Here is a 22913-nt window from a genome sequence, read left to right as displayed (position 1 = left end):
CCGCCCCCACCGCCGCCGCAGGCGGACAGGGCCGCAACCAGCACAAAGCCGCCCATCACCGCGCACGCGCGGCGAAGCCATTCCTGTCTCATTTTGTGGTTCCTCGTTCCCCGGTGCCAATCGCACCGCTCGGGATACTCAGGGCTGGCCTGAAGGCCGTCAATGTCGCCATGCAACCCGGCCATCGCCGTTAATTCGTTCGTTTCCAAAGCCCCCGATCCCCCGCCCGTGGGGATGAAACGACAGCATCAGGGAAATCCCTGAAGACCGCGCCCCAACGGCCCGGAACACGGCGCCCCACAAGGGAAACACGTCCCTTCCGACCCTCGCCAGAGCCCCTCGCGGCTGGCCCGCTACTTGCGATATCGCTCGGGAATGACAGAAAATTTTCATAACTGACATATATTTGTAAACTGATTTACATCACTCGCACCCTTCCCGGTGCATCGCCCGCCCCATGAGCACCAACGTCGACACCCCAGGCACCACCGTGGCCCAGCGCATTGCGCAGGCGCTGCCGCGGCTGACGCGTTCGCACCGGCAGGTGGCCGACTTCGTGCTCGGGCATCCGCTGCAGGTCGCGACGCTGCCCATCGACGAGCTCGCCGCCGCGGCCGGCGTGTCGGTGGCCACGGCCAACCGTTTTGCGCGCGCGCTGGACTTCGACGGCTATGCGGCCTTTCGCGCCGAGCTCGTGCGCGGCTTCGAGCCGCTGGTGGCGCCGGTCGAGCGGCTGCGCGGCAACCTGGAGCACCCGACCACGGTGGCCGAGGTGTTCGCCACCGCGCTCGACGAGAGCCGCCGCAACATCGAAGCCACGCGCCAGTCGCTGGACTACGCCGCCTGCGAGGCCGCGGTGCAGCGCATCCTGAAGGCGCGCTCGATCTACATCGGCGGCTTCGGCGCCAGCGCCTGGCTTGCGGGGCTGCTGCAGCACGGGCTCGATGGTTCCTGCAGCGACGTGCGCATGCTCTCCAGCGTGAGCGGCGTGACGCATTCGGCGCGCACGCTGATGCACGCGGGGCCGCAGGACCTGTTCATCGGCCTCACATTTCCGCGCTACCTCACCGACACGGTGGCGCTCGCGCAGATCGCGCGCGGCCAGGGCTGCGCCGTGCTCGCGCTGACCGACCGCCCCAGCTCGCCCATCGCGCCGCTGGCCGACGTGGTGCTGTACGGCCAGACCGAAACCAGCTACCGCCCCAACTGCGAGACCAGCGTGCTCGCGCTGATCGAGGCGCTGACCAGCGCCGTCGCCCTGCGCGCGCCCGGCGCGGCGCAGTCGGCCGGCCGCATCCTGCAGGCGGTGCGTCCGTGGCTGCACGGCGGGCTGGGCCAGGGCCATGCGCGCGGCGAAGTCTCCATGCCCTCCCTCCCCGCCGCCGTCGCTTCCGACGCCGGCAAGAAAAAGAAGAAAGCTTCCCGATGAAGAACGTCACGCCCGTCATCGCCATCCACGGCGGCGCCGGCACCATCAGCGCCTCGACGACCAACCCCGAGCAGGCGCAGGCCTACCACGACGCGCTGCAGGCCATCGTGCGCGCCGCGCAGGCCGCATTGCTCAAGGGCATGTCCGCGCTCGACGCCACCTGCCTGGCGGTCGAGATGCTCGAAGACTGCCCGCTCTTCAACGCCGGCTACGGTGCGGTGTTCACGCACGAGGAAACGCACGAGCTCGACGCGGCCGTGATGGACGGCGCCACGCTTGCCGCCGGTGCCATTGCCGGCGTGAGCCACGTGCGCCGCCCGGTGCGCGCCGCGCGCGCCGTGCTCGAGGACGGCGCCCACGTGCTGCTGGCCGGCGCGGGCGCCGAAGCCTTCGCGCGCGACCGCGGGCTGGAGATGGTCGAGCCCTTCTTCTTCTCGACCGACGCACGCCGCCAGCAGCTGTACCGCGTGCGCGACACGGGCCGCGTGGTCACCGACCACGAAGGCGCCGCCATGACCAAGCCGCCGCTGGACGAAGACAAGAAGTTCGGCACCGTCGGCGCCGTGGCGCTCGACATGCACGGCCACCTGGCCGCCGCCACCTCGACCGGCGGCATGACCAACAAGCGCGTGGGCCGCATCGGCGACACGCCGCTCATCGGCTCCGGCACCTACGCCGACGATCGCACGGCCGCCATCTCGTGCACCGGCAGCGGCGAAATGTTCATCCGCGTCGCGGCCGCCTACGACATCTGCGCACGCATGGCCTACGGCGGCGCCACGCTCGAAGCGGCCACGCACGCCGTGGTGCACGAGTCGCTGCCCGCCATCGGCGGCACCGGCGGCCTGATCGCCGTCGACCGCCACGGCAACCTGAGCCTGGCCTTCAACACCGAAGGCATGTACCGCGGCCACGCGCGCGGCGACGAAACGCCAGTGACGGCCATCTTCGCCTGACGCCCTGCCCCCTTTTTCCCTCGCATCCGCCATGTCCTCCCCTGCCCTGAACCTGCCCGACGGCCGCGTCCTCGCCGTCGACGACCTCACCGTGCGCTTCTCGACCTCCGAGCGCACGGTCGATGCCGTCAAGAAGCTGTCCTTCCACGTCGACCACGGCGAAACGCTCGCGGTGGTGGGTGAATCGGGGTCGGGCAAGTCGGTCACCTCGCTCGCGCTGATGCGGCTGGTGGAGCACGGCGGCGGCCGCATCCTCGGCGGCAGCATGGCCTTCCGCCGTCGCAACGGCGAAGTGCTCGACCTCGCGCAGGCCCGCGACAGCACCATGCGCGGCATCCGCGGCGCCGACATCGCGATGATCTTCCAGGAGCCGATGACCTCGCTGAACCCGGTGTTCACCGCCGGCGACCAGATCGCCGAGGCCATCCGCATCCACCAGGGCAAGAGCAATGCGGCGGCGCGCGCCGAAGCGCTGCGCATGCTCGAACTGGTGCGCATTCCCGAAGCGCGCAACGTGCTCGACCGCTTTCCGCACCAGCTGTCGGGCGGCATGCGCCAGCGCGTGATGATCGCGATGGCGCTGTCGTGCAAGCCGCAGCTGCTGATCGCCGACGAGCCCACCACCGCGCTCGACGTGACGATCCAGGCGCAGATCCTCCAGCTCATTCGCGAGCTGCAGAAAGAGATGCGCATGGGCGTGCTCTTCATCACGCACGACATGGGCGTGGTGGCCGAAATCGCCGACCGCGTGCTCGTGATGTACCGCGGCGACAAGGTCGAAGCCGGCAGCTCCGACACCGTGTTCGCCTCGCCGCAGCACCCCTACACCCGGGCGCTGCTGTCGGCCGTGCCCAAGCTGGGCGCGATGCAGGGCACCGACCTGCCGGCCAAGTTCGAGCTCCTTCGTACCGAGTCCGGCACCGAAGACAGCACCGAGACCGTGCCCTGCACGAACACCACGCCGCAGACCACCGTGCGCGAAGACGCCGGCCCGATCCTGCGCGTGCGCGACCTCGTGACGCGCTTCGACGTGCGCAGCGGCATCTTCGGCCGCGTGAAGCGCCGCGTGCATGCGGTGGAAAAGATCAGCTTCGACCTCTACCCCGGCGAAACGCTGGCGCTGGTCGGTGAATCGGGCTGTGGCAAGTCGACCACCGGCCGCTCGCTGCTGCGGCTGGTCGAAAGCCAGAGCGGCGCCATCGAGTTCGGCGGGCAGAACATCCGCGAGCTGCCCACGCGCGAGCTGCAGGCGCTGCGCCGGAACATCCAGTTCATCTTCCAGGACCCGTTCGCCTCGCTCGATCCGCGCGTGACGGTGGGCTTCTCGATCATGGAGCCGCTGCTCATCCACAACATCGCCAAGGGTGCCGAGGCGCAGAAGCGCGTCGACTGGCTCCTGCAGAAGGTGGGTCTGCCACCCGAGGTGGCGCAGCGCTATCCGCACGAGTTCTCGGGCGGGCAACGGCAGCGCATCGCGATTGCGCGTGCGCTCGCGCTCAATCCGAAGGTGGTGGTGGCCGACGAATCGGTGTCGGCGCTCGACGTGTCGATCCAGGCGCAGATCGTCAACCTCATGCTCGACCTGCAGCGCGAGCTGGGCGTGGCGTTCCTCTTCATCTCGCACGACATGGCCGTGGTCGAGCGCATCAGCCACCGCGTGGCCGTGATGTACCTGGGCCAGATCGTCGAGATCGGCCCGCGCCGCGCCGTGTTCGAAGCGCCGCAGCACCCCTACACCCGCAAGCTGATGGCCGCGGTGCCGGTGGCCGACCCGTCGCGCCGCCACAAGCCGCGCGCGTTGCTCGAAGGCGAGATTCCCAGCCCGATCCGCGCCGTGGGCGACGAGCCCGATGTGCCGCCGCTGGTGCAGGTCGCGCCCGGCCACTTCGTGGCACGGCATGCCATCGGCGGCGCCTTCTGAGTCCGAACCGTTTTTTCACCCGCAGGCCCCCTGCATTTTTTCCACGAACCGACTGGAGTTCTTCCATGAAGCAATCTTCTTCCTCCCTGCGCTGGGCATCCGCACTGCTGGGCCTGGCCGCGCTCGCCGCCTCGGGCTCGGCACTGGCTGCCAAAGACGTAGTGCTGGCCATCGGCTACCAGCCGGAAACGCTGGACCCGTACAACACCAACACGACCATCACCACGGCCGTGACCAAGACCTTCTATGAAGGCCTGTTCCAGTTCGACAAGGACCTGAAGGTGCAGAACGTGCTCGCCGAGAGCTACGACGTGTCCAAGGACGGCCTGGTCTACACCATCAAGCTGCGCAGCGGCGTCAAGTTCCACGACGGCACCGACTTCAACGCCGAAGCCGTGAAGGTCACGCTCGACCGCGTGCTGAACCAGGACAACAAGCTGCTGCGCTACAACCAGTTCAACCGCGTGGGCAAGGTCGAGGCGGTGAATCCGACCACCGTGCGCATCACGCTGAAGGAGCCCTTCGGCCCCTTCATCAACTCGCTGGCCCACGCCTCGGCCGCCATGATCTCGCCCACCGCGCTGAAGAAGTGGGGCAACAAGGACATCGCCTTCCACCCCGTGGGCACCGGCCCCTTCGAGTTCGTGGAATGGAAGCAGACCGACGCCGTGAAGGCCAAGAAGTTCGACGGCTACTGGAAGAAGGGCTACCCGAAGGTCGACAACCTGCAATGGAAGCCGGTGCTCGAGAACAACACGCGCGCCGCGATGCTGCAGACCGGCGAAGCCGACTTTGCCTTCCCCATTCCCTACGAGCAGGCCGAGCTGCTGAAGAAGAGCGACAAGCTCGAAGTGGTGGCCTCGCCCTCGATCATCACGCGCTTCCTGGCCTTCAACATGCTGCAAAAGCCGTATGACAACCCGAAGGTGCGCGAAGCCATCGGCTACGCCATCAACAAGGAAGCGCTGTCGAAGGTGGCCTTCGGCGGCTATGCCTTCCCCGCACAGGGCGTGATGCCCCAGGGCGTGAAGTTCGCCGAGAAGATGGCGCCCATTCCCTACGACGTGAAGAAGGCCAAGGCCCTGCTGGCCGAGGCCGGCTACCCCAACGGCTTCGAGTCGGTGCTGTGGAGCGCCTACAACAACACGACCAGCCAGAAGACGATCCAGTTCGTGCAGCAGCAGCTCGCACAGGTGGGCATCAAGCTGCAGGTGCAGGCGCTCGAAGTGGGCCAGCGCACCGAGCAGGTCGACGCCTGGCCCGATCCGAAGACGGCCAAGGTCCGCATGTACTACACGGGCTGGTCGTCGTCGACCGGCGAAGCCGACTGGGGCCTGCGTCCGCTGTTCGCCTCCGAGTCGTGGGCACCCAAGCTCAACAACATGTCGTTCTACAAGAGCGACGTGGTCGACGCCGCGATCGCCAAGGCGCTCGTGACCGTGGACGACAAGGAAAAGGCCGCGCTGTACAAGACCGCGCAGGAAGAGATCCGCAAGGACCTGCCGCGCGTGCCGCTGGTCACCGAGCAGAACCTCTCGGCGCACGCCAAGCGCCTGTCGGGTGTGTTCGTGATGCCCGACGCGAACATCAACATCGATGCCATGTCGGTGTCGAACTGATCGCGGCTCCTTCGTTTTCCTGACTGACTGTCCGGCGGGCGGTGGCACCGTGCCATCGCCCGCTCGCGACAACCGTACCCCATGCTGAATTACTTCCTCAAACGACTGTTGGGCCTGATCCCCACGCTGCTCATCGTGGCAGTGCTGGTGTTCCTGTTCGTCCACATGCTTCCCGGCGACCCGGCGCGCCTTGCCGCCGGCCAGGACGCCGACGAGCAGACCGTGGCCATGGTGCGCGCGGAGCTCGGGCTGGACAAGCCGCTGCCGCAGCAGTTCGTGAGCTTCTTCACCCACATGGTGCAAGGCGACTTCGGCACCTCGATCCGCACGCGGCGGCCGGTGTCGACGGAGATTGCCGAGCGCTTTTTCCCGACGGTGATGCTGACCATCACCAGCATGGTGTGGGCGGTGATCTTCGGCATGGGGATCGGCATCGTGTCGGCGGTGTACCGCAACAAATGGCCCGACCGCATCGGCATGACGCTGGCGGTGTCGGGCATCTCGTTCCCCGCATTTGCATTGGGCATGCTGCTCATGCAGATCTTCTCGGTGCAGCTCGGCTGGCTGCCCACGGTGGGCGCCGCGACCTGGCAGCACTACATCCTGCCCTCGATCACGCTGGGCGCGGCCGTCGCGGCCGTGATGGCACGCTTCACGCGCGCTTCCTTCGTCGAAGTGATCCAGGAAGACTTCGTGCGCACCGCGCGCGCCAAGGGCGTGCACGAAACCAGCGTGGTGTTCAAGCACACGCTGCGCAACGCGCTGATTCCGGTGGTCACGATGATGGGCCTGCAGTTCGGCTTCCTGCTGGGCGGCTCCATCCTCGTGGAGGCGGTGTTCAACTGGCCCGGCCTGGGCCGCCTGCTGGTCGATGCCGTGCAGATGCGCGACTACCCCGTCATCCAGACGCTGGTGCTGCTGTTCTCGCTCGAATTCATCCTGATCAACCTCGTGGTCGATGTGCTGTACGGCTACATCAACCCGACCATCCGCTACAAGTGAGCACGCAGCCATGACGCAAGCTACCGGCGTGTCTGCCGAATCCATCGTTCCACTGTCCCCCGTTGCCGTTGCGCTGACCGCCGGCAAGGTCCGCACGCCCTGGGGCGAATGCTGGCGCCGTTTCAAGAAGCAGCCCGTGGGCATCGTGGCGGCCATCTTCGTGCTGCTGCTGGTGGTGATCGCGGTGTTCGCACCGTGGATCGTGCCCTTCGACCCCGAGAACTTCTTCGACTACGACATGCTGAACAGCGGGCCCTCGGCCACGCACTGGTTCGGCGTCGATCCGCTGGGCCGCGACATCTTCAGCCGCATCCTGGCGGGCACGCGCATCTCGCTGGCGGCCGGCTTTTTGTCGGTGCTGGTGGGCGGCATCATCGGCACGGCCTTCGGCCTGCTGGCCGGTTACTACGAAGGCTGGTGGGACCGCATCGTGATGCGCATCTCGGACGTGCTCTTCGCCTTCCCCGGCATCCTGCTGGCGCTGGGCGTGGTGGCCATCCTGGGCAGCAGCATGACCAACGTGGTGGTGGCGGTGTCGGTGTTCAGCGTGCCGGCCTTTGCGCGCCTGGTGCGCGGCAACACGCTGGTGCTCAAGCAGCAGACCTACATCGAGGCCGAGCGCAGCATCGGCGCGTCCGACTGGACCATCATCGTGCGCCACATCCTGCCGGGCACGATCTCGTCGATCGTCGTGTACTTCTCGATGCGCGTGGGCACCTCGATCATCACCGCGGCCAGCCTCTCGTTCCTGGGCATGGGCGCGCAGCCGCCGACGCCCGAGTGGGGCGCGATGCTCAACGAAGCCCGCGCCGACATGGTGACCTCGCCGCACGTGGCGCTGTTCCCCAGCCTGGCCATCTTCTTCACCGTGCTGGCCTTCAACCTGCTGGGCGATGCGCTGCGCGACGCGCTCGATCCGAAGATCGACCGCCAGTAAGCCCATTCTTCTTTTTTCTCTTCATGGCCCCGACGACCTCCCTGCCCTTCATCGGCACCCTGCCTGCGGGCACGCGCGACGCCATCACCGACGTCGCAGGCGTCACGGTCGGCCACCGCACGCTGGCCGACGGCCCGGTGCAGACCGGCGTGACCGTGATCCGCCCGCACGCCGGCGACCCGTTCCGCGACAAGGTGCCGGCCGCGGCCGTGGTGCTCAACGGCTTCGGCAAGAGCGTGGGGCTGGTGCAGCTGGCCGAGCTCGGCGTGCTGGAAACGCCGATCGCGCTGACCAACACCTTCTCGGTCGGCACCGTGGCGACGGCGCAGATCCGCCATTGCGCGGCGGCCAACCCCGAGACCGGCCGCGCGCTGCCCACGGTGAACCCGCTGGTCTTCGAGTGCAACGACGGTTTTCTCAACGACATCCAGCGGCTGGCCGTGACCGAGGCCGACTACCTGCAGGCGCTCGACGCCGCCGGGGTCGATTTCGAACAGGGCTCGGTCGGCGCGGGACGCGGCATGTCGAGCTTCCAGCTCAAGGGCGGCATCGGCAGCGCGTCGCGCCGCGTGGCGATGGCCGACGGCACGACCCACACGGTGGGCACGCTGGTGCTGGCGAACTACGGGCGCCAGCCGCAGCTGGTGCTGGCCGGGCACGCGGTGGGCGAGCGGCTCGCGACGCTGCAGGCAGCGAAGGAAGCGGCGGAGCCCGAGAAGGGCTCGATCATCATCGTCGTCGCCACCGACGCGCCGCTCGATGCGCGCCAGCTGCGCCGCCTGGCACTGCGCGCGGGCGCGGGGCTGGCCCGCACCGGCTCGGTCTACGGCCACGGCAGCGGCGACCTCGTGCTGGCCTTCTCGACCGCCTACACGATCCCCGACCGCTCGGACCGGCCCATGCCGGCCGTGGCGATGCTGCACGACACGCGGCTCGACGGGCTGTTCCAGGCCGCGGCCGACAGCACCGAGCAGGCCATACTTCATGCGCTGTGGCGCGCCACGCCGGTCACGGGCCGCGACGGCAACCACCGCGCGGCGCTCGGCGAACTGCTGCCGGCGTCTTCCCTTTCACTTCTCGCCTGAAACACACGTCCATGAAAGTCCTGATCTCCACCGACATCGAAGGCGTTGCAGGCGTCTACCACCACGAGCAGGCACGCCAGGGCAACCCCGAGTACGAGCGCGCCCGCGTGCTGATGGCGCAGGAGGCCAACGCCGCGATTGCCGGCGCCTTCGACGCTGGCGCCACCGAGGTGCTGGTGAACGACTCGCACGGCGGCTTTCGCAACATGCCGCCCGACGTGCTCGATGCACGCGCCCGCGTGGTGCAGGGCAAGCCGCGCTACCTGAGCATGGTGGCCGGCGTGGAAGAAGGCGTGGACGCGCTGTGCATGGTGGGCTACCACTCGCGCGCGCAGGGGCGCGGCATCCTCGCGCACACGATCAACGGCTTTGCCTTCGCGGGCATCCGGCTGGGCGACCAGGAACTCGGCGAGGCCGGAATCTACGGCGCGCTGGCCGGCGAGTACGGCGTGCCGGTCGTGATGGCCAGCGGCGACGACGTGTTCATCTCCGAGAACCAGGCGCTCTTTCCGCACGCGAGCTTCGTGCAGACCAAGAAGGCGACCGGCTTCAACAGCGGCGTGTCGCTGTCGCCGGAGCAGTCGCGCCAGGCGATCCGTGCCGGCGTGATCGAAGGGCTGGCCGCTCGTGCCAACGCACGCCCGCTGGTCTTCCAGGGCCCGCAGGTGGTCACGCTGCGCACCCAGTCGCCGATGATGGCCGACCTGTTCTGCCAGTGGCCGAGCTTCGAGCGTGTCGATGGCGTCACGCTGCGCTTCAGCGCCGACTCGGTGGAGTCGGCCGTGCGCATGCTGAACTGCTGCTCGGCGATGTCGTCGATGCTGCGCTGACGTAGCGGCTTCTCAAGGCAATGCGAGGCTGAAGCGCACGTGGCCGTCCTGCCCGGCGCTGTCGAGCCGGGCCTGACCCCGGTGCAGCTCGGCGATCTGGTGCACGAGGTACAGGCCGAGGCCGGCGCCCGGTGAGCGCGCCGCCTGCCGGCCACGGAAATACTTCTCGAACAACCGCGGCACCTCGTCGTGCGGAATCGCGTCGCCGGGGTTGCTCACGCGGATGTCCAGGCCGCCCGCTTCCGCCGGCACCACGTCGAGCACGATGGCGCGGCCGGCCGGCGTGTGGCGATCGGCGTTGGCCAGCAGGTTGCGCAGCGCCACGCGCAGCAGCCCGGGGTCGCACACCAGTTGCGGCGGCAACAGCCCGTCGTGCCACACGACACGCCCGTCCGGCCAGTCGGCCACCAGGTCCTCGAACAGCTCCAGCAGCTCGTCGCGCTCACAAGGGCGCGGTTGGAACGGCGTCTGGCCGGCTTCCATGCGATCGGAGGTCAGGTACTCGTCGACCAGCGCGGTCATGCGCTGCGCGGCGGCACGCAGGTTCAGGCAGCGCGCCAGGGTCTTCTCGCGCGCGGCGTCGAGGTTCTTGGCGATCTGCTGCGCGGTGGTGTGGATGATCGCCAGCGGCGTGCGGAACTCGTGCGACACCATGGCGACGAAGTCCACCTGCGACTGCTTGGCGCGGCGCTCGGTCTCCAGCGCCGCGCGCAGGTCGACCTCGAGGCGCTGGCGCTGCTCGATCTCGCCGCGCAGGTCGGCGGTGCGCTTGCGCACCTCGTCTTCCAGCCGGTCGTTCTGGCGGCCGACCACGTGCACCAGGCGCGCCTGCGCGGCTTCCTTTTCGCGGCGCAGCTGGTCGTAGCGGCGGTTCAGCCGCATGCTCATGAGCAGCAGGTGCAGCAGCGTGCCCACGGCGGTCGCGTTGTCGGTCCAGGCGCCGGCCGGCAGCCAGCCCTGGTTGCGCAGGAAGCTCACCATCACGCCCACGTAGTAGATGCCGAAGATGACGAGAAAAGCCCGCGCCTGGCCCTGGTCGCGCGGCAGCAGCCACAGCGCGGCGCCGATCAGGTAGACGATGCACAGCATCGCCGTCCCCTGCACCGCCTGCATGGCCAGGCCGTTGGCGCCGGCCAGCACCAGCGCCACCGCGATGGCACTTACGAGGCCCACCACGCGCACCGCCACGCGGGTGAAGCGCGGCCACTGCACGTCGGTGCCCAGCTGCATGCCGGCGAAGCGGATGCCGATGGCCACGCCGGCGCAGATCGACAGGCTCAGCAGCAGGTCGGACAGCCGCGCGGGCATGGCCAGCAGCTGCTGCGGCAGCCCGGCCGTCAGGAACTCGACCAGCAGCGCGTTCGCCACATAGACCAGGTACCAGGCGCTCAAGCGCTCGCGCGTCATCTGCCAGAACAGCGTGTGAAAGGCGAGCAGCATCAGGCCGAATCCGAAGCCCAGGCCGTAGAAGAGGTACTCGCGCCGCGCGGTGCCCGCGTAGACCTCGGGCGCGGCGAAGCCGATGGTGGTCGACATGGCGTTGCGCGACTGCAGGCGCAGCAGCAGCGGCGTGGGTTCGGTGCTTTCCAGCGTGAGCGGCAGTTGCACGTTGCGCGCGTCGACGGGCCAGTGCTCGCGGCCGATGTCTTCGCCGGACTGCACGGCCAGCTGCCAGCGGCCGGTGTCGTCCCGGCGGTACAGCCGCACATCGTCGAGCAGCGCGTTCCTGAACTGCGCCAGCCAGCGCTGCTGCGGCGCGTCGGCCGGGCGCTGCACCTCGAGCCTGATCCACACGGCGTCGCGCGTGAAGCCTGCGTTCACGGCGCCGGGCAAGGCCTTCCAACCCGGCGCGGCGGCGGCCTCGTCTGCGCTGAGGCGGCCTTCGGGATCGCGCAGCATCGACAGCTGGCCGTGGCTGTCGACGCTCGCCAACGGATTCAGCCGCAGCACGCCAGCGGCGGCCGAGGCAGAAAAGAGAAGGCCCAGCACGGCAAGACAACCGCACCGCCACAGGCACCGAGCAAGGCGTTTCATGGGCGCGGATTATCGAGGCCGCACCTAGAATCTGCGCGCCCTTCGCCGCGCTTAGAAACGCTCAGATTCCCCCGGCCACCAGCCCCTACCCTGTTCCCATGCGTGATGTGATCCTGCTGGAAGATGAAGCCGTGCTGCGCGAGGAGTTGAGCGAGTTCCTGACCGGCAGCGGCTACCGGGTCGATGCCGAGGCGTCGCTCGAAGGCTTCCACCGCACCTACGACCCGGCCCGGCACGGCATCGCGCTGGTCGACCTCGGGCTGCCCGACGGCGACGGCCTGTCGCTGATCCGCGAGCTGCGCGAACGCGGCGAGCGCCTGGGCATCGTCGTGCTGACGGCGCGCGGCGGCGCCCGCGACCGCGTGACGGGGCTGGACATCGGCGCCGACTACTACCTGTCGAAGACCACCGACCTCGATGAGCTGGCGGCCACGCTGGCGGCGCTGTCGCGGCGCCTGGGCGATTCGCCCGCCGCGCTGCCGGCCGACGCCTGGGTGCTGGAGCTGGGCCCGCGCCGGCTGTCGCCGCCGGGCTTCGCGCCCATTGCGCTGTCGGAGCAGGACCTCACGGTGCTGCACGAACTGATGCGCAGCGCCGGCGAGATCGCCAGCCGCCAGCAGATCGTGCAGGCCCTGGGCGAGCACTACCTGAGCTACGACCAGCGCCGTCTCGACACGCAGATTCGCCGCCTGCGGCGCAAGGTCAGCGAGGCCACGGGGCTGGTGCTGCCGATCAACACGGCGCGCAACGCCGGCTACCGCTTCCACGCCAAGACGCTCATCCGGCGCTAGTCCGGCGCTGTTCGGGCGCCGGCCCGGCGCTCAGAAACGCTCAGTTTCATTTCGATACCCGCCGCTAATCTGCGGCACAGGCAGCGACTTGAGGCACGGATGAAGGCATGAGCGATCTCGCCAGGACAACTTCTTATGTGGTCCCCTACGTGGTCCACGTCAAAGGCCAGAACTTCACTTTGAAGGATGTCATGGTGGCCGCGGACATCTACCGGCTGCGGATCGAGGAGCAGATCGGCGATCCGCTGCGGGTGGTGAAGTGCTTCCAGGCCTGGTCGAAGGAGCGTCACCACGGCATCGAGCACCTGAACCGGACCGAAGCCCGGCTGGCCCGGGAATGGCTCAATGCGCAGCACCAGGCCGACAAGGCCGCCCGGCAGCTGCTGAGCTCGCCGCAGACCCTCGGCTTCGACTTCAAGCTGCGGTAGGCGCCCTGCGCGGGTGCCCCCGGGTTCCTAGAATCCAGCGTCCGGCGACCCCGCGCCGGCCTTCGCGCCTTATCCGGAATAAGCAACCAACCGCCTCGTAACCCGCATGGATGCTGGTGAATAAGCTTATCCGCATAAGACCCGAACCAAAAAATAGTTTGTTTCCATAAGGCGGGCTTTCAGAATCCGGGGCTTCTTGCTGGGGCGCCCCGTTGTACGTGCGGCACCGCACTTCTTCAAGACACATACGCACGATGTACCAATACACAGAATTCGACCGCCAGTTCGTTCACCAACGCGCTGCCCAGTTCCGAGACCAGCTCGAGCGCTGGCAAAAGGGCCGCCTGCACGAGGACGAGTTCCGCCCCCTGCGCCTGCAAAACGGCTGGTACGTGCAGCGCTACGCGCCGATGCTGCGCGTGGCCGTGCCGTACGGCGAGCTGTCGAGCAAGCAGCTGCGCGTGCTGGCTCGCATCGCCCGCGAATACGACGAGCCCGAGGCCGAGGTCTACCGCAAGGCCATCGAGACCCAGGGCCTGCTCGGCAGCCACAAGCTGCCCACCCACTACGCCCACTTCACGACGCGCCAGAACGTCCAGTACAACTGGATTCCACTGGCCAAGTCGGCCGACGTGATGGACCTGCTGGCTTCGGTCGACATGCACGGCATCCAGACCAGCGGCAACTGCATCCGCAACATCACGAGCGACGAGCGCGCCGGCATCGCCGTCGACGAGATCGCCGACCCGCGCCCGTTCGCGGAAATCATGCGCCAGTGGAGCACGCTGCACCCCGAGTTCGCCTTCCTGCCGCGCAAGTTCAAGATCGCCATCACCGGCGCCACTGAAGACCGCGCCGCCACCGGCTGGCACGACGTGGGCCTGCACGTGGTGAAGAACGAAGCGGGCGACATCGGTTTCCGCGTGCAGGTGGGCGGCGGCATGGGCCGCACGCCCATCATCGGCACCGTGCTGCGCGAGTTCCTGCCCTGGCAGCAGATCATGAATTACCTCGAAGCGGTGATCCGGGTCTACAACCGCTATGGCCGCCGCGACAACATCTACAAGGCGCGCATCAAGATCCTGGTGAAGGCCGAAGGCCAGCGCTACATCGACGACGTCGAGGCCGAGTACAAGCAGATCCTCGAGCACGACGGCGCACCGCACACCATCACGCAGGAAGAGTACGACCGCGTGGCCGCCTCCTTCGTGCCGCCGACGCTGGCCACCCGCGTGCTGCAAAGCGCCGAGAAGACCGACGCCGAGCTGCGTGCCCACGCTGCCGACGACGTCATGTTCGCGCGCTGGCTCGCCCGCAACGTCGACGCCCACAAGAACCCCGCGCTGCGCGCCGTCACGCTGTCGTTCAAGCGCCTGAAGCAGGCGCCCGGCGACGCCTCGGGCGACCAGCTCGACACCATCGCCGAGCTGGCCGATCGCTTCTCGGCCGGCGAAGCCCGTGTGACGCACGACCAGAACGTGGTGCTGCCTTGGGTGCACGCCGAAGACCTGCACGCGCTGTGGCTCGCCGCCCGCGCCGCCGGTTTCGCCAGCGCCAACGTGCAGCTGCTGACCGACATGATCGCCTGCCCCGGCGGCGACTTCTGCGCGCTGGCCAACGCCCGCTCCATTCCCATCGCCGAAGCCATCACCGAGCGTTATCAAGACCTCGACGAGCTCGACGACCTGGGCGAGATCGACCTGCACATCAGCGGCTGCATCAACTCGTGCGGCCACCACCACAGCGGCCACATCGGCATCCTGGGCGTCGACAAGGACGGCAAGGAGTGGTACCAGGTCACCCTCGGCGGCTCCGACGGCTCCGCGCTCAGCGGCGCGCCGCAGGCCGGCAAGGTGGTCGGCCCCTCGTTCTCGGCGGCCGAAGTGCCGGGCGTGATCGAGGCCGTGCTCACCACGTACCGCGACACCCGCGCCAACGGCGAGACCTTCATCGACACCCTGCGCCGCGTGGGCCACGACCCGTTCAAGGCCGCAGCCAACGGTGCGCGATTCAAGGTGGAGGAAGCAGCATGAAAAAGACTCTGAACATCCTTTCGGCCGAAGAACACATCGACGACGGCGACCCGAAGGTCCTGCAACTGGCCAACGACGCCGACCCGCTCGCCATCGAGGTGTGCCTGGCCGACATCGAACGCATCGACCTGAACTTTCCGAAGTTCACCGACGGCCGCGCCTACAGCCAGGCCTTCCTGCTTCGCCGCCGCCTGGGCTTCACGGGCGACATCCGCGCCACAGGCGACGTGCTGATCGACCAGCTGGTGCAAATGGAACGCACCGGCTTCTCCAGCGCCGTGCTCAAGGAAGGCGTGGACGCCTCCGACGCACAGCGCCAGTTCGACCGCTTCGCCACGTTCTACCAGGGCGACGCAGTGAAGACCGCGCCGCATTTCGTCGCCGGCGCCTGAGCAGACAAGAGAGTCCCATGAGCATCGCCACCGACATCGACTTTGCACGCATCAACACCGAACTCGGCCGCAACGCCGAGGGCCTGGTGGACTGGGCCGTCGGCCTGGGCCAGCCCGCGATCATCACCACCAACTTCCGCCCCTTCGAGGCCGTGATCCTGCACATGGTCACGCGCGCCAAGCGGGACGTGCCGGTGGTCTGGATGGACAACGGCTACAACACCGAGGCCACCTACCGTTTTGCCGACGAGGTGACGAAGCTCCTGGGCCTTCATCTACACATCTACCTGCCGCGCCGCTCGCGCGCGCACCGCGAAGCGGTCGAAGGCCCCACGCCGGCGCTGGACGATCCGCGCCACGCCGCCTTCACCGAAGAAGTGAAGCTGGAGCCCTTTGCCCGCGCCCTGCGCGAGACCGCGCCCAAGGTCTGGTTCACCGCGCTGCGGGCCACCGACACGGCCGTGCGCGCGCAGATGGACCCGGTCAGCGTCAACCCGGACGGCCTGATCAAGGTCGCGCCGCTGCTGCACTGGTCGTCCAAGGACCTGTACGAATACTGCGAAGCCAACGGCCTGCCCAACAACTTCGACTACGTGGACCCGACCAAGGGCGAGGACAACCGCGAATGCGGGTTGCACCTGTCGCACTGAACGATCGCTCTCCGCCTCCAGGACCCATCCGATGAACGCCCGTACCGAAGCCGACCTGCTGCAGCCGCCCATGCATTCACCCGCGAACCTGTCCAACACGCACCTCGACGCGCTGGAAGAAGAAACCATTTTCATCCTGCGCGAAGTGGCCGCCGCCTTCGAGCGCCCCACCCTGCTGTTCTCGGGCGGCAAGGACTCGCTGGTGCTGCTCAAGTGCGCTGAAAAAGCCTTCGGCGCCGGCCGCATTCCCTACCCGCTGCTGATGATCGACACCGGCCACAACTTCCCCGAAGTGACGGCCTACCGCGACCAGCGCGCGAAAGAACTGGGCGCCGAACTCATCGTGCGCAGCGTCGAAGACTCGATGAAACGCGGCACCGTGCGCCTGGCCCACCCGGGCGAATCGCGCAACGCGCACCAGTCGGTGACGCTGCTCGAAGCGATCGAAGAATTCCGCTTCGACGCGCTGATCGGCGGCGCCCGCCGCGACGAGGAAAAGGCCCGCGCCAAGGAGCGCATCTTTTCGCACCGCGACAGCTTCGGCCAATGGCAACCCAAGGACCAGCGCCCCGAGCTGTGGACGCTGTTCAACACGCGCCTGGCCCCGGGCGAACACTTCCGCGTGTTCCCGATCTCCAACTGGACCGAACTCGACGTGTGGCAATACATCGAGCGCGAGAACGTCGGCCTGCCGTCGATCTACTACACGCACAAGCGCGAAGTGGTCGAGCGCCGCGGCCTGCTGGTGCCGGTGACCGAACTCACGCCGCCGCGCGACGGCGAGACCGTGCAGGTGCGCGACGTGCGCTTTCGCACCGTGGGCGACATCACCACCACCTGCCCGGTCGAGAGCCTGGCCGCAGGCGCGGGCGACGTGGTGCTGGAGACGCTGTCGGTCGACGTCAGCGAGCGCGGCGCCACGCGCATGGACGACATGACGTCCGAAGCTTCGATGGAAAAACGCAAGAAAGACGGTTACTTCTGATGAGCGCAACGATCGCAACCCCCGCCACGTCCGACGTCCACGGCGACACCGGCACCGCCCTGCGCTTCATCACCTGCGGCTCGGTCGATGACGGCAAGAGCACGCTCATCGGCCGCCTGCTGGTCGACAGCAAGACCGTGCTGCAGGACCAACTGGCCGGCGTGCAGCGCGGCGGCGAAACCGACCTGGCCCTGCTGACCGACGGCCTCTCGGCCGAGCGCGAGCAAGGCATCACGATCGACGTGGCCTACCGCTACTTCTCGACCGCCAAGCGCAAGTTCATCATCGGCGACGCGCCGGGCCACGAACAGTACACGCGCAACATGGTCACGGCCGTCTCGGCCGCCGACGCGGCCGTGGTGCTGGTCGATGCCACCAAGCTGGCCTGGGCCGCCGAGGTCGAAGACGGCACCGTGGTCAAGCGCGAGCTGCTGCCGCAGACGCGCCGCCACACGCTGCTGGCCCACCTGCTGCGCGTGCAGTCGATCGTGTTCGCGGTCAACAAGCTCGACGCCATCGACGACGCCGCCCTCGCCTTCGAGCGCATCTCGACCGCGCTGAACGCCTTTGCCGAAGCGGCCGGCGTGAAGGTCGCAGCCATCGTGCCGATCTCGGCCCTCAAGGGCTGGAACGTGGCCACGCGCCATGCCGACTGGGTCGGCTACGAAGGCCCGAGCCTGCTCGAGCTGCTCGAAGACCTGCCCGTGACCGCGCAGGACGAAGCCGTGCCCTTCGCCTTCCCGGTGCAGTGGGTCGAGAAGTTCTCGGCCTCGGCCGACACCTCGCAGGGCCGCCGCGTGTTCTGGGGCCGCGTCGCCTCGGGCCATGTGGAGCCCGGCCAGCGCGTCACGGTGCTGCCCAGCAACCAGACCGCCACCGTGGCGCAGGTGCTGAGCCACACGCGCCAGCCGAAGACCGTACATGCAGGCCACAGCGCCGGCATCGTGCTCGACCGCGAACTCGACGTGTCGCGCGGCGACTGGCTGCTGGCGCCCGAGGCCTTCGAGCCCGTGCGCGAAATCACCGCCACCGTGGCCTGGCTCGACGACGAGCCGCTGGTCGCGGGCCGCGTGTACTGGGCGCTGCAGGGCCACCGCTGGGTCAAGGCCAAGGTGGCGCGCATCGTCGATCGCGTGAACATCACCACCCTCGAATCCGAGCCGGCGACCCAGCTGGAAGCCAATTCCATCGGCGACGTGGTGCTCGCGCTGCAGCAGCCGCTGGCCGTCCTGCCCTTCGCCCAATCGCGTGCGCTGGGGTCGCTGGTGCTGGTCGATACGGCCTCTCATCGCACCTCCGCCGCCGTGCTCGTGCAGCCGCCCGCCGCAAAGGCCTAAAATCTAGGGTTTTCCAGCCCCTTCTCCTGACGCTAAAAGACAAATGACCCACGTCGTCTCCGAAGCCTGCATCCGTTGCAAATACACCGACTGCGTGGACGTTTGCCCCGTCGACTGTTTCCGCGAAGGTCCCAACATGCTGGTGATCGACCCGGATGAATGCATCGACTGCGCCGTCTGCATCCCCGAATGCCCGGTCAATGCGATCTACGCCGAGGAAGACCTGCCGGCCGACCAGATCGCCTTCATCAAGCTGAACGCCGAGCTGGCCCTGGCCGACGGCTGGAAGAGCATCACCAAGCGCAAGCCCGCCCTGCCCGAAGCTGAAGAGTGGAAGGACAAGACAGGCAAGATCTCGGAGCTCGTGCGCTGAGCCAGGCGCCCGCACCGATCGAGACCGACGCGCTGATCATCGGCGCCGGTCCGGTCGGCCTGTTCCAGGCCTTCCAGCTGGGCCTGCTCGAGATTTCCTGCCACATCGTCGATGCGCTGCCCGCCGCGGGCGGCCAGTGCGTGGCGCTGTACGGCCACAAGCCGATCTACGACATTCCCGGCACCCCGGTCACGAGCGGGCGCGATCTGGCGCAGTCGCTGCTGCAGCAGGTGGCGCCGTTCAAGCCGCAATTCCACTTCGGCGAGCAGGTTTCTACCCTGGCCCGCCAGACCGACGACCGCCTGCTGCTGACCACCTCGGCCGGCACCGCCTTCCTTGCGAAGACCGTGTTCATCGCGGCCGGCGTCGGCGCCTTCGTGCCCAAGCGCATCACCGTCGACGGGATCGCTCAGTTCGAAGGCTCGACGCTGTTCTATCACCCCGATTCGCTCGACCGCTTCGCCGGCCAGACGGTCGTGGTCAACGGTGGCGACGACATCGCGCTGGAAACGGCCATCACCCTCACAGCCCTGGCCAGGCAGGTCACGCTGGTCCACCGCCGCGACGGCTTCCAGGCCGACGAGGCGAACGTGGCCGCCATGCGCGCCCTCGTGGCCGACGGCAAGCTGGCCTTCCGGGTCGGCCAGCCGAGCGCCTTCGACGGCAAGCAACTGCAGATCACCACGCCCGACGCCACCACGGTCGACCTGCCGCTCGACGCGCTGGTCGCCTGCCTGGGCATTTCGCCGCGCCTGGGCCCCATCGCCGACTGGGGCCTCGAGCTGGAACGCAAGCAGGTGCCCGTCGGCACCGAGAAGTACGAAACCCGCGAGCCCGGCGTGTTCGCGGTGGGCGACATCAACACCTACCCGGGCAAGAAGAAGCTCATCGTCTGCGGCTTCCACGAGGCCACGCTGGCGGCCTGGGGCGCTGCCGCGCGGGTGTTTCCGGGCAAGGCGATCCCGCTGCAGTACACGACCACCAGCACGCGCCTGCACGAGCTGCTGGGCGTGGCGGGCACTACCCCGCGCTGAGCAGCAGCGGCCGGTAGGCCTCGATGAAGCTGCCCACGGCGGCGACGTAGCGGTCGATATCCTGCGCCGACAACGGCAGCGAGAGCACGACGAATCCACGCCGCGAGGTGTAGATCCCCTGGTCCATCAGGTGGAAGAACAGCAGCTGCCGCAAGCGCCCGTCCACCGCCGCCAGGTCGGCCACGCGCCGCACCTCGCCCCGCAGGAAATGCGCATTCATGAGCGAGCCCACGCCGGTGAACTGCATCGCGACACCCTCGTGTTCGCACAGCGCATTGAGCCGTGACCGCATCGCCTCGCCGCGCTCGGCCAATGCCTCTGCCGCCTTCGGCGTGAACAGCTGCGTGAGGCCCGCATAGCCGGCCGCCATCGTCATCACGTTGTTGTTGAAGGTGCCTGAGTGCGCAAGCGCGCCGGTGCGCGGGTCGAACTGCGCCATCACGTCGGCTCGCCCACCGAAGGCGCCGAAGGACATGCCGCCACCGATGTACTTGCCCAGCGTCGTGAGGTCGGACCGGATGCCCAGCCCGTTCGCCAGCCCGTGCGGCCCCAGCCGCGACGTCATCACCTCGTCGAAGATCAATAACGCCCCGACCCGCGTAGCCCCATCACGCAATGCCTGCAGGAAGTCGCGCCCGCCCGGAATGCAGCCGCTCGCGCCCTGCATCGGCTCGACCAGGATGGCAGCGATGTCCGCACCGAGCGCGTCGATCTGCGCGCGCGCCGTGTCCGCGTCGTTGTAGGGCAGCACGAGGAAGTCGAAGGGCACGGTGGTCGGCGACGGCTGGTCGCCGAAGCCGAGCACGCCGCCGTGATAACCGCCCGAGAACACGACGATCTTGCGCCGCCCCGTGAAGCGCAGCGCGGCCGTGAGCGCCATCAGGTTCGCCTCGGTGCCCGAGTTGGTGAAGCGCAGCTGCTCGACCTGCGGAAAGCGCTCGCAGATCGTCTGCGCGAGCCGGCCTTCGAGCAGGTTGTGGCCCGTGAGGTTGATGCCGCCCTGCATCGCCTCGATGACCGCCTCGCGGATCTCTGGCGCCGAGTGGCCGTAGACGCCAGCCGTGTACTCGGCGATGAAGTCGGTGTAGCGATGGCCGTCCGCGTCCCAGAGCGTCGCCCCCTCGCCCTTGGCGATGGTGAGCGGGAACGGTGCATAGAACAGCACCGATCGGCTGTTGGCGCCGGGCATGTAGCGCGTCTGTGCCTCGAAGCGGCGCAGGCTTTCGGGGTTGCCGTCGGTGAAACGTTGATGGGCCTCGGCCAGGGCCTGATCGATGGCGGTCGTCATGGGAGACATCCTTTGAGAGTGGAACGTGCCGGGAGCGCTCGGCCCGTTTAATTGATCAATGCTCAATTAATAATATTTATACAATCAATTCACCCGCTGCACAATGGCCGCATCCATGAAGAAAAAAGTCCCCGAGCCTCGCCCCCGGACGGCCGGCCGCCCTGCCGGCGGTGCGGCACTGTCGAAGCAGCGCATCGCCGAAGCCGCGCTGGCGCACATCGACGCCTTCGGCCTCGGCGCCTTCAGCATGCGAGAGATCGCGGCGCAGCTCGGCGTGTACCCGGCCACGGTGCACTGGCATGTCAGCACGCGCGAGGCCCTGCTCGCCGAAGTCGCCGCCACGGTCATGGCGCAGGTCACGCCGCCCAAAGGCACGCTCGCCTGGCAGGACTGGATCGCCGAGTTGTTCCACCGCTGCCGCGCCGCGGTGCGGCAGCACCCGAACGTCGCGCAGCTGCTCGGAGCGCAGCTGGTGTCGAACGGCAGCCTGCCGACCGAGCTGGTCGAAGGCGTGCTGGCGGCGCTGACCGAGGCCGGCTTCGACGGCGAGCCGCTGCGCGAGGCCTACAACTGCGTGATCGCCGCGATGCTGGGCTTCCTGACGATGGAGTTCTCGCCCCTGCCCGCCGACAACACGCAGGCCTGGGCCGAAGAGCTGCGCGAGCGCGTCCACACGATCCGCCCGCTCGACCACCCCGTGCTTGCGCGCCACCTGCCGCAGCTGGCCAACAAGGCCTTCATCCTGCGCTGGGACAACGGCACCACCGTGCCGCTCGACAGCAGCTTCGAGCGGCACATCCAGATCACGATCGACGGGTTGGAAGCCTTCGCACGCAGGCTCAAGCCGGCGCAGTGAGCGCAATGCGCAGCAGCGCGTCTTTCAGCCACAGCACGCCCGCATCCGAGTTCGAGCGGCGGTTCCAGCAGACGACCGAGCGGTAGCCCAGCAGCTCGAAGGGCAACGGGTGCACCGCGAGGCGATCGCGAAAGCGCTCGGCCACGCGCAGCGGCAGCACGGCGACATGGTCGGTCTGCGCCAGCAGGTCGACGATCTGGCCGAAGCTGGTCATCGCCACGCGCATGCTGCGCGTGCGCCCTTGCCGCGCCAGCACCTGGTCGATGAGGTCGTCCAGCGCCGAGCTGCCGTAGCCCAGGAACACGTGCGGCGCTTCGCAGAAAGCGTCGAGCGTGGCCGCCTCGCCCAGCGTCGGGTGGCCGCGCCGCACCGCGACCACGTAGCGGTCCTCGTACAGCAGCGCCGATTCGCAATCGCTCGGCGGCTGCAGGCGCGGCAGCACCGCCACGTCGAAGTCGCCCTTGCGCAGGCGTTCGGTGAGCGTGAGGAACGAACTGGTCTCCCAGTGCAGGCGGATGCGCGAGCCGCAGGCCACGAGTTCGTTGGCGAGCGTCGGCAGCAGCAGGTGGCTGGCGTAGTCGCTGCCCGAGATGCGAAAGATGCGCTGCGACGCCGCCGGCTCGAAGCCCTCGCCGGGCTCCAGCATCGCCGACAGGTCGGCCAGCACGCGCTCGACCTGGCCGGCCAACGCATGGGCGCGCGCGGTGGGCTCCACGCCGTGGGCCGTGCGCGTGAACAGCGGATCGCCGAAGGTGTCGCGCAGCCGGTTGAGCGAGGCACTCACCGCCGGCTGGCTCAGGAAGAGCCGGGTCGCCGCGCGCGACACGCTGCGTTCGCGCATCAGGGCATCGAAGGTCCGCAGCATGCCGACGTCGAGGCTGCGGATATCACGTTGGGCCATATCTCATATTCAAAGCTTCGAATTGCCCGCGG

The 22913-nt window shown here is 68.2% G+C and carries 21 protein-coding genes; 18 read left to right on the top strand and 3 right to left on the bottom strand.

Features of this window, described 5'->3' with window-relative positions:
• The first annotated feature begins 457 nt into the window (after positions 1–457).
• From AC3WQR_RS07115 to AC3WQR_RS07080, 8 genes are all read left to right on the top strand, one after another.
• Positions 458–1429 (top strand): MurR/RpiR family transcriptional regulator, encoded by a 972-nt coding sequence (locus AC3WQR_RS07115; protein ID WP_062472523.1) that lies wholly within the window; start codon positions 458–460, stop codon positions 1427–1429.
• Entirely contained in the window at positions 1426–2385 is a 960-nt protein-coding gene (locus AC3WQR_RS07110; protein ID WP_492741558.1) for an isoaspartyl peptidase/L-asparaginase family protein, read from the top strand. Before AC3WQR_RS07115 ends, AC3WQR_RS07110 begins: the two co-directional genes overlap by 4 nt.
• Before the next feature lie 31 nt (positions 2386–2416).
• Entirely contained in the window at positions 2417–4306 is a 1890-nt protein-coding gene (locus AC3WQR_RS07105) for a dipeptide ABC transporter ATP-binding protein (protein WP_492741557.1), read from the top strand.
• A 65-nt stretch (positions 4307–4371) separates the two neighbouring features.
• Entirely contained in the window at positions 4372–5925 is a 1554-nt protein-coding gene (gene gsiB / locus AC3WQR_RS07100) for a glutathione ABC transporter substrate-binding protein GsiB (RefSeq protein WP_070060868.1), read from the top strand.
• 81 nt (positions 5926–6006) lie between these two features.
• On the top strand, positions 6007–6927 hold the full coding sequence (gsiC, locus tag AC3WQR_RS07095) for a glutathione ABC transporter permease GsiC (RefSeq protein ID WP_062472516.1): 921 nt from the start codon (positions 6007–6009) through the stop codon (positions 6925–6927).
• Between the two features lie 10 nt (positions 6928–6937).
• Positions 6938–7864 carry a glutathione ABC transporter permease GsiD gene (gene gsiD / locus AC3WQR_RS07090; protein ID WP_070060869.1) on the top strand — a complete coding sequence of 309 codons (927 nt, stop codon included), beginning with the start codon at positions 6938–6940 and terminating at the stop codon, positions 7862–7864.
• A gap of 23 nt (positions 7865–7887) precedes the next feature.
• On the top strand, positions 7888–8949 hold the full coding sequence (locus tag AC3WQR_RS07085; protein WP_492741556.1) for a DmpA family aminopeptidase: 1062 nt from the start codon (positions 7888–7890) through the stop codon (positions 8947–8949).
• A gap of 11 nt (positions 8950–8960) precedes the next feature.
• Positions 8961–9779, top strand: coding sequence for a M55 family metallopeptidase (locus tag AC3WQR_RS07080; protein WP_492741555.1), 819 nt, complete (start codon positions 8961–8963; stop codon positions 9777–9779).
• A gap of 12 nt (positions 9780–9791) precedes the next feature.
• Here the strand turns inward: AC3WQR_RS07080 and AC3WQR_RS07075 are convergent, their stop codons facing one another.
• Positions 9792–11768 (bottom strand): sensor histidine kinase, encoded by a 1977-nt coding sequence (locus AC3WQR_RS07075; RefSeq protein ID WP_492741553.1) that lies wholly within the window; start codon positions 11766–11768, stop codon positions 9792–9794.
• A gap of 143 nt (positions 11769–11911) precedes the next feature.
• On the opposite strand from AC3WQR_RS07075, the gene AC3WQR_RS07070 reads away from it, so the two are divergent.
• The 9 genes from AC3WQR_RS07070 (at position 11912) to AC3WQR_RS07030 (ending at position 19836) form a co-directional block, all read left to right on the top strand.
• Positions 11912–12604: a response regulator transcription factor gene (locus AC3WQR_RS07070; RefSeq protein WP_062472505.1), complete on the top strand. Its 693-nt coding sequence runs from the start codon at positions 11912–11914 to the stop codon at positions 12602–12604.
• A gap of 107 nt (positions 12605–12711) precedes the next feature.
• The gene (locus tag AC3WQR_RS07065; protein ID WP_139705889.1) at positions 12712–13032 is read left to right on the top strand and encodes a hypothetical protein; all 321 of its coding nucleotides are present in this window, start codon (positions 12712–12714) and stop codon (positions 13030–13032) included.
• A 254-nt stretch (positions 13033–13286) separates the two neighbouring features.
• Positions 13287–15065 (top strand): nitrite/sulfite reductase, encoded by a 1779-nt coding sequence (locus tag AC3WQR_RS07060; protein WP_307692958.1) that lies wholly within the window; start codon positions 13287–13289, stop codon positions 15063–15065.
• Positions 15062–15457 (top strand): DUF934 domain-containing protein, encoded by a 396-nt coding sequence (locus tag AC3WQR_RS07055; protein ID WP_062472499.1) that lies wholly within the window; start codon positions 15062–15064, stop codon positions 15455–15457. The genes AC3WQR_RS07060 and AC3WQR_RS07055 overlap by 4 nt, the downstream gene beginning before the upstream one ends.
• Positions 15458–15474: 17 nt before the next feature.
• Positions 15475–16107 carry a phosphoadenosine phosphosulfate reductase domain-containing protein gene (locus AC3WQR_RS07050; RefSeq protein ID WP_095950164.1) on the top strand — a complete coding sequence of 211 codons (633 nt, stop codon included), beginning with the start codon at positions 15475–15477 and terminating at the stop codon, positions 16105–16107.
• Between the two features lie 31 nt (positions 16108–16138).
• On the top strand, positions 16139–17092 hold the full coding sequence (cysD, locus tag AC3WQR_RS07045) for a sulfate adenylyltransferase subunit CysD (RefSeq protein ID WP_369629029.1): 954 nt from the start codon (positions 16139–16141) through the stop codon (positions 17090–17092).
• The gene (locus tag AC3WQR_RS07040) at positions 17092–18429 is read left to right on the top strand and encodes a sulfate adenylyltransferase subunit 1 (protein ID WP_062472493.1); all 1338 of its coding nucleotides are present in this window, start codon (positions 17092–17094) and stop codon (positions 18427–18429) included. The genes cysD and AC3WQR_RS07040 overlap by 1 nt, the downstream gene beginning before the upstream one ends.
• A gap of 43 nt (positions 18430–18472) precedes the next feature.
• On the top strand, positions 18473–18802 hold the full coding sequence (gene fdxA / locus AC3WQR_RS07035; protein WP_062472491.1) for a ferredoxin FdxA: 330 nt from the start codon (positions 18473–18475) through the stop codon (positions 18800–18802).
• Entirely contained in the window at positions 18760–19836 is a 1077-nt protein-coding gene (locus AC3WQR_RS07030) for an NAD(P)/FAD-dependent oxidoreductase (protein WP_492741551.1), read from the top strand. Before fdxA ends, AC3WQR_RS07030 begins: the two co-directional genes overlap by 43 nt.
• On the opposite strand, the gene AC3WQR_RS07025 is transcribed toward AC3WQR_RS07030, so the two are convergent.
• Positions 19823–21124 (bottom strand): aspartate aminotransferase family protein, encoded by a 1302-nt coding sequence (locus AC3WQR_RS07025; protein ID WP_492741550.1) that lies wholly within the window; start codon positions 21122–21124, stop codon positions 19823–19825. The two genes, AC3WQR_RS07030 and AC3WQR_RS07025, sit on opposite strands and share 14 nt — an antisense overlap.
• Positions 21125–21239: 115 nt before the next feature.
• Between AC3WQR_RS07025 and AC3WQR_RS07020 the strand changes: the two genes are divergently transcribed.
• Positions 21240–21980, top strand: a complete 741-nt coding sequence (locus tag AC3WQR_RS07020) for a TetR/AcrR family transcriptional regulator (RefSeq protein WP_307588646.1) — start codon at positions 21240–21242, stop codon at positions 21978–21980.
• On the opposite strand, the gene AC3WQR_RS07015 is transcribed toward AC3WQR_RS07020, so the two are convergent.
• The gene (locus tag AC3WQR_RS07015; RefSeq protein WP_492741549.1) at positions 21964–22881 is read right to left on the bottom strand and encodes a LysR family transcriptional regulator; all 918 of its coding nucleotides are present in this window, start codon (positions 22879–22881) and stop codon (positions 21964–21966) included. The two genes, AC3WQR_RS07020 and AC3WQR_RS07015, sit on opposite strands and share 17 nt — an antisense overlap.
• Positions 22882–22913 lie beyond the last annotated feature (32 nt).

The sequence above is a fragment of the Variovorax sp. FW305-3-2-15-B-LB1 genome (assembly GCF_058787635.1).
The sequence above is the reverse complement of the archived record's forward strand: the minus strand, read 5'-3'. Positions and strand labels throughout refer to the sequence as shown.

Excerpts from the sequence above, each read along its gene's own strand:
- AC3WQR_RS07015 (WP_492741549.1), bottom strand. The coding sequence starts at position 22,881 with ATGGCCCAACGTGATATCCGCAGCCTCGACGTCGGCATGCTGCGGACC.
- AC3WQR_RS07105 (WP_492741557.1), top strand. The coding sequence starts at position 2,417 with ATGTCCTCCCCTGCCCTGAACCTGCCCGACGGCCGCGTCCTCGCCGTC.
- AC3WQR_RS07085 (WP_492741556.1), top strand. The coding sequence starts at position 7,888 with ATGGCCCCGACGACCTCCCTGCCCTTCATCGGCACCCTGCCTGCGGGC.
- AC3WQR_RS07040 (WP_062472493.1), top strand. The coding sequence starts at position 17,092 with ATGAGCGCAACGATCGCAACCCCCGCCACGTCCGACGTCCACGGCGAC.
- AC3WQR_RS07110 (WP_492741558.1), top strand. The coding sequence starts at position 1,426 with ATGAAGAACGTCACGCCCGTCATCGCCATCCACGGCGGCGCCGGCACC.
- AC3WQR_RS07025 (WP_492741550.1), bottom strand. The coding sequence starts at position 21,124 with ATGACGACCGCCATCGATCAGGCCCTGGCCGAGGCCCATCAACGTTTC.
- gsiD (WP_070060869.1), top strand. The coding sequence starts at position 6,938 with ATGACGCAAGCTACCGGCGTGTCTGCCGAATCCATCGTTCCACTGTCC.
- AC3WQR_RS07060 (WP_307692958.1), top strand. The coding sequence starts at position 13,287 with ATGTACCAATACACAGAATTCGACCGCCAGTTCGTTCACCAACGCGCT.
- AC3WQR_RS07115 (WP_062472523.1), top strand. The coding sequence starts at position 458 with ATGAGCACCAACGTCGACACCCCAGGCACCACCGTGGCCCAGCGCATT.
- AC3WQR_RS07070 (WP_062472505.1), top strand. The coding sequence starts at position 11,912 with ATGCGTGATGTGATCCTGCTGGAAGATGAAGCCGTGCTGCGCGAGGAG.
- AC3WQR_RS07020 (WP_307588646.1), top strand. The coding sequence starts at position 21,240 with ATGAAGAAAAAAGTCCCCGAGCCTCGCCCCCGGACGGCCGGCCGCCCT.
- fdxA (WP_062472491.1), top strand. The coding sequence starts at position 18,473 with ATGACCCACGTCGTCTCCGAAGCCTGCATCCGTTGCAAATACACCGAC.
- AC3WQR_RS07055 (WP_062472499.1), top strand. The coding sequence starts at position 15,062 with ATGAAAAAGACTCTGAACATCCTTTCGGCCGAAGAACACATCGACGAC.
- AC3WQR_RS07065 (WP_139705889.1), top strand. The coding sequence starts at position 12,712 with ATGAGCGATCTCGCCAGGACAACTTCTTATGTGGTCCCCTACGTGGTC.
- gsiC (WP_062472516.1), top strand. The coding sequence starts at position 6,007 with ATGCTGAATTACTTCCTCAAACGACTGTTGGGCCTGATCCCCACGCTG.
- AC3WQR_RS07080 (WP_492741555.1), top strand. The coding sequence starts at position 8,961 with ATGAAAGTCCTGATCTCCACCGACATCGAAGGCGTTGCAGGCGTCTAC.
- cysD (WP_369629029.1), top strand. The coding sequence starts at position 16,139 with ATGAACGCCCGTACCGAAGCCGACCTGCTGCAGCCGCCCATGCATTCA.
- gsiB (WP_070060868.1), top strand. The coding sequence starts at position 4,372 with ATGAAGCAATCTTCTTCCTCCCTGCGCTGGGCATCCGCACTGCTGGGC.
- AC3WQR_RS07050 (WP_095950164.1), top strand. The coding sequence starts at position 15,475 with ATGAGCATCGCCACCGACATCGACTTTGCACGCATCAACACCGAACTC.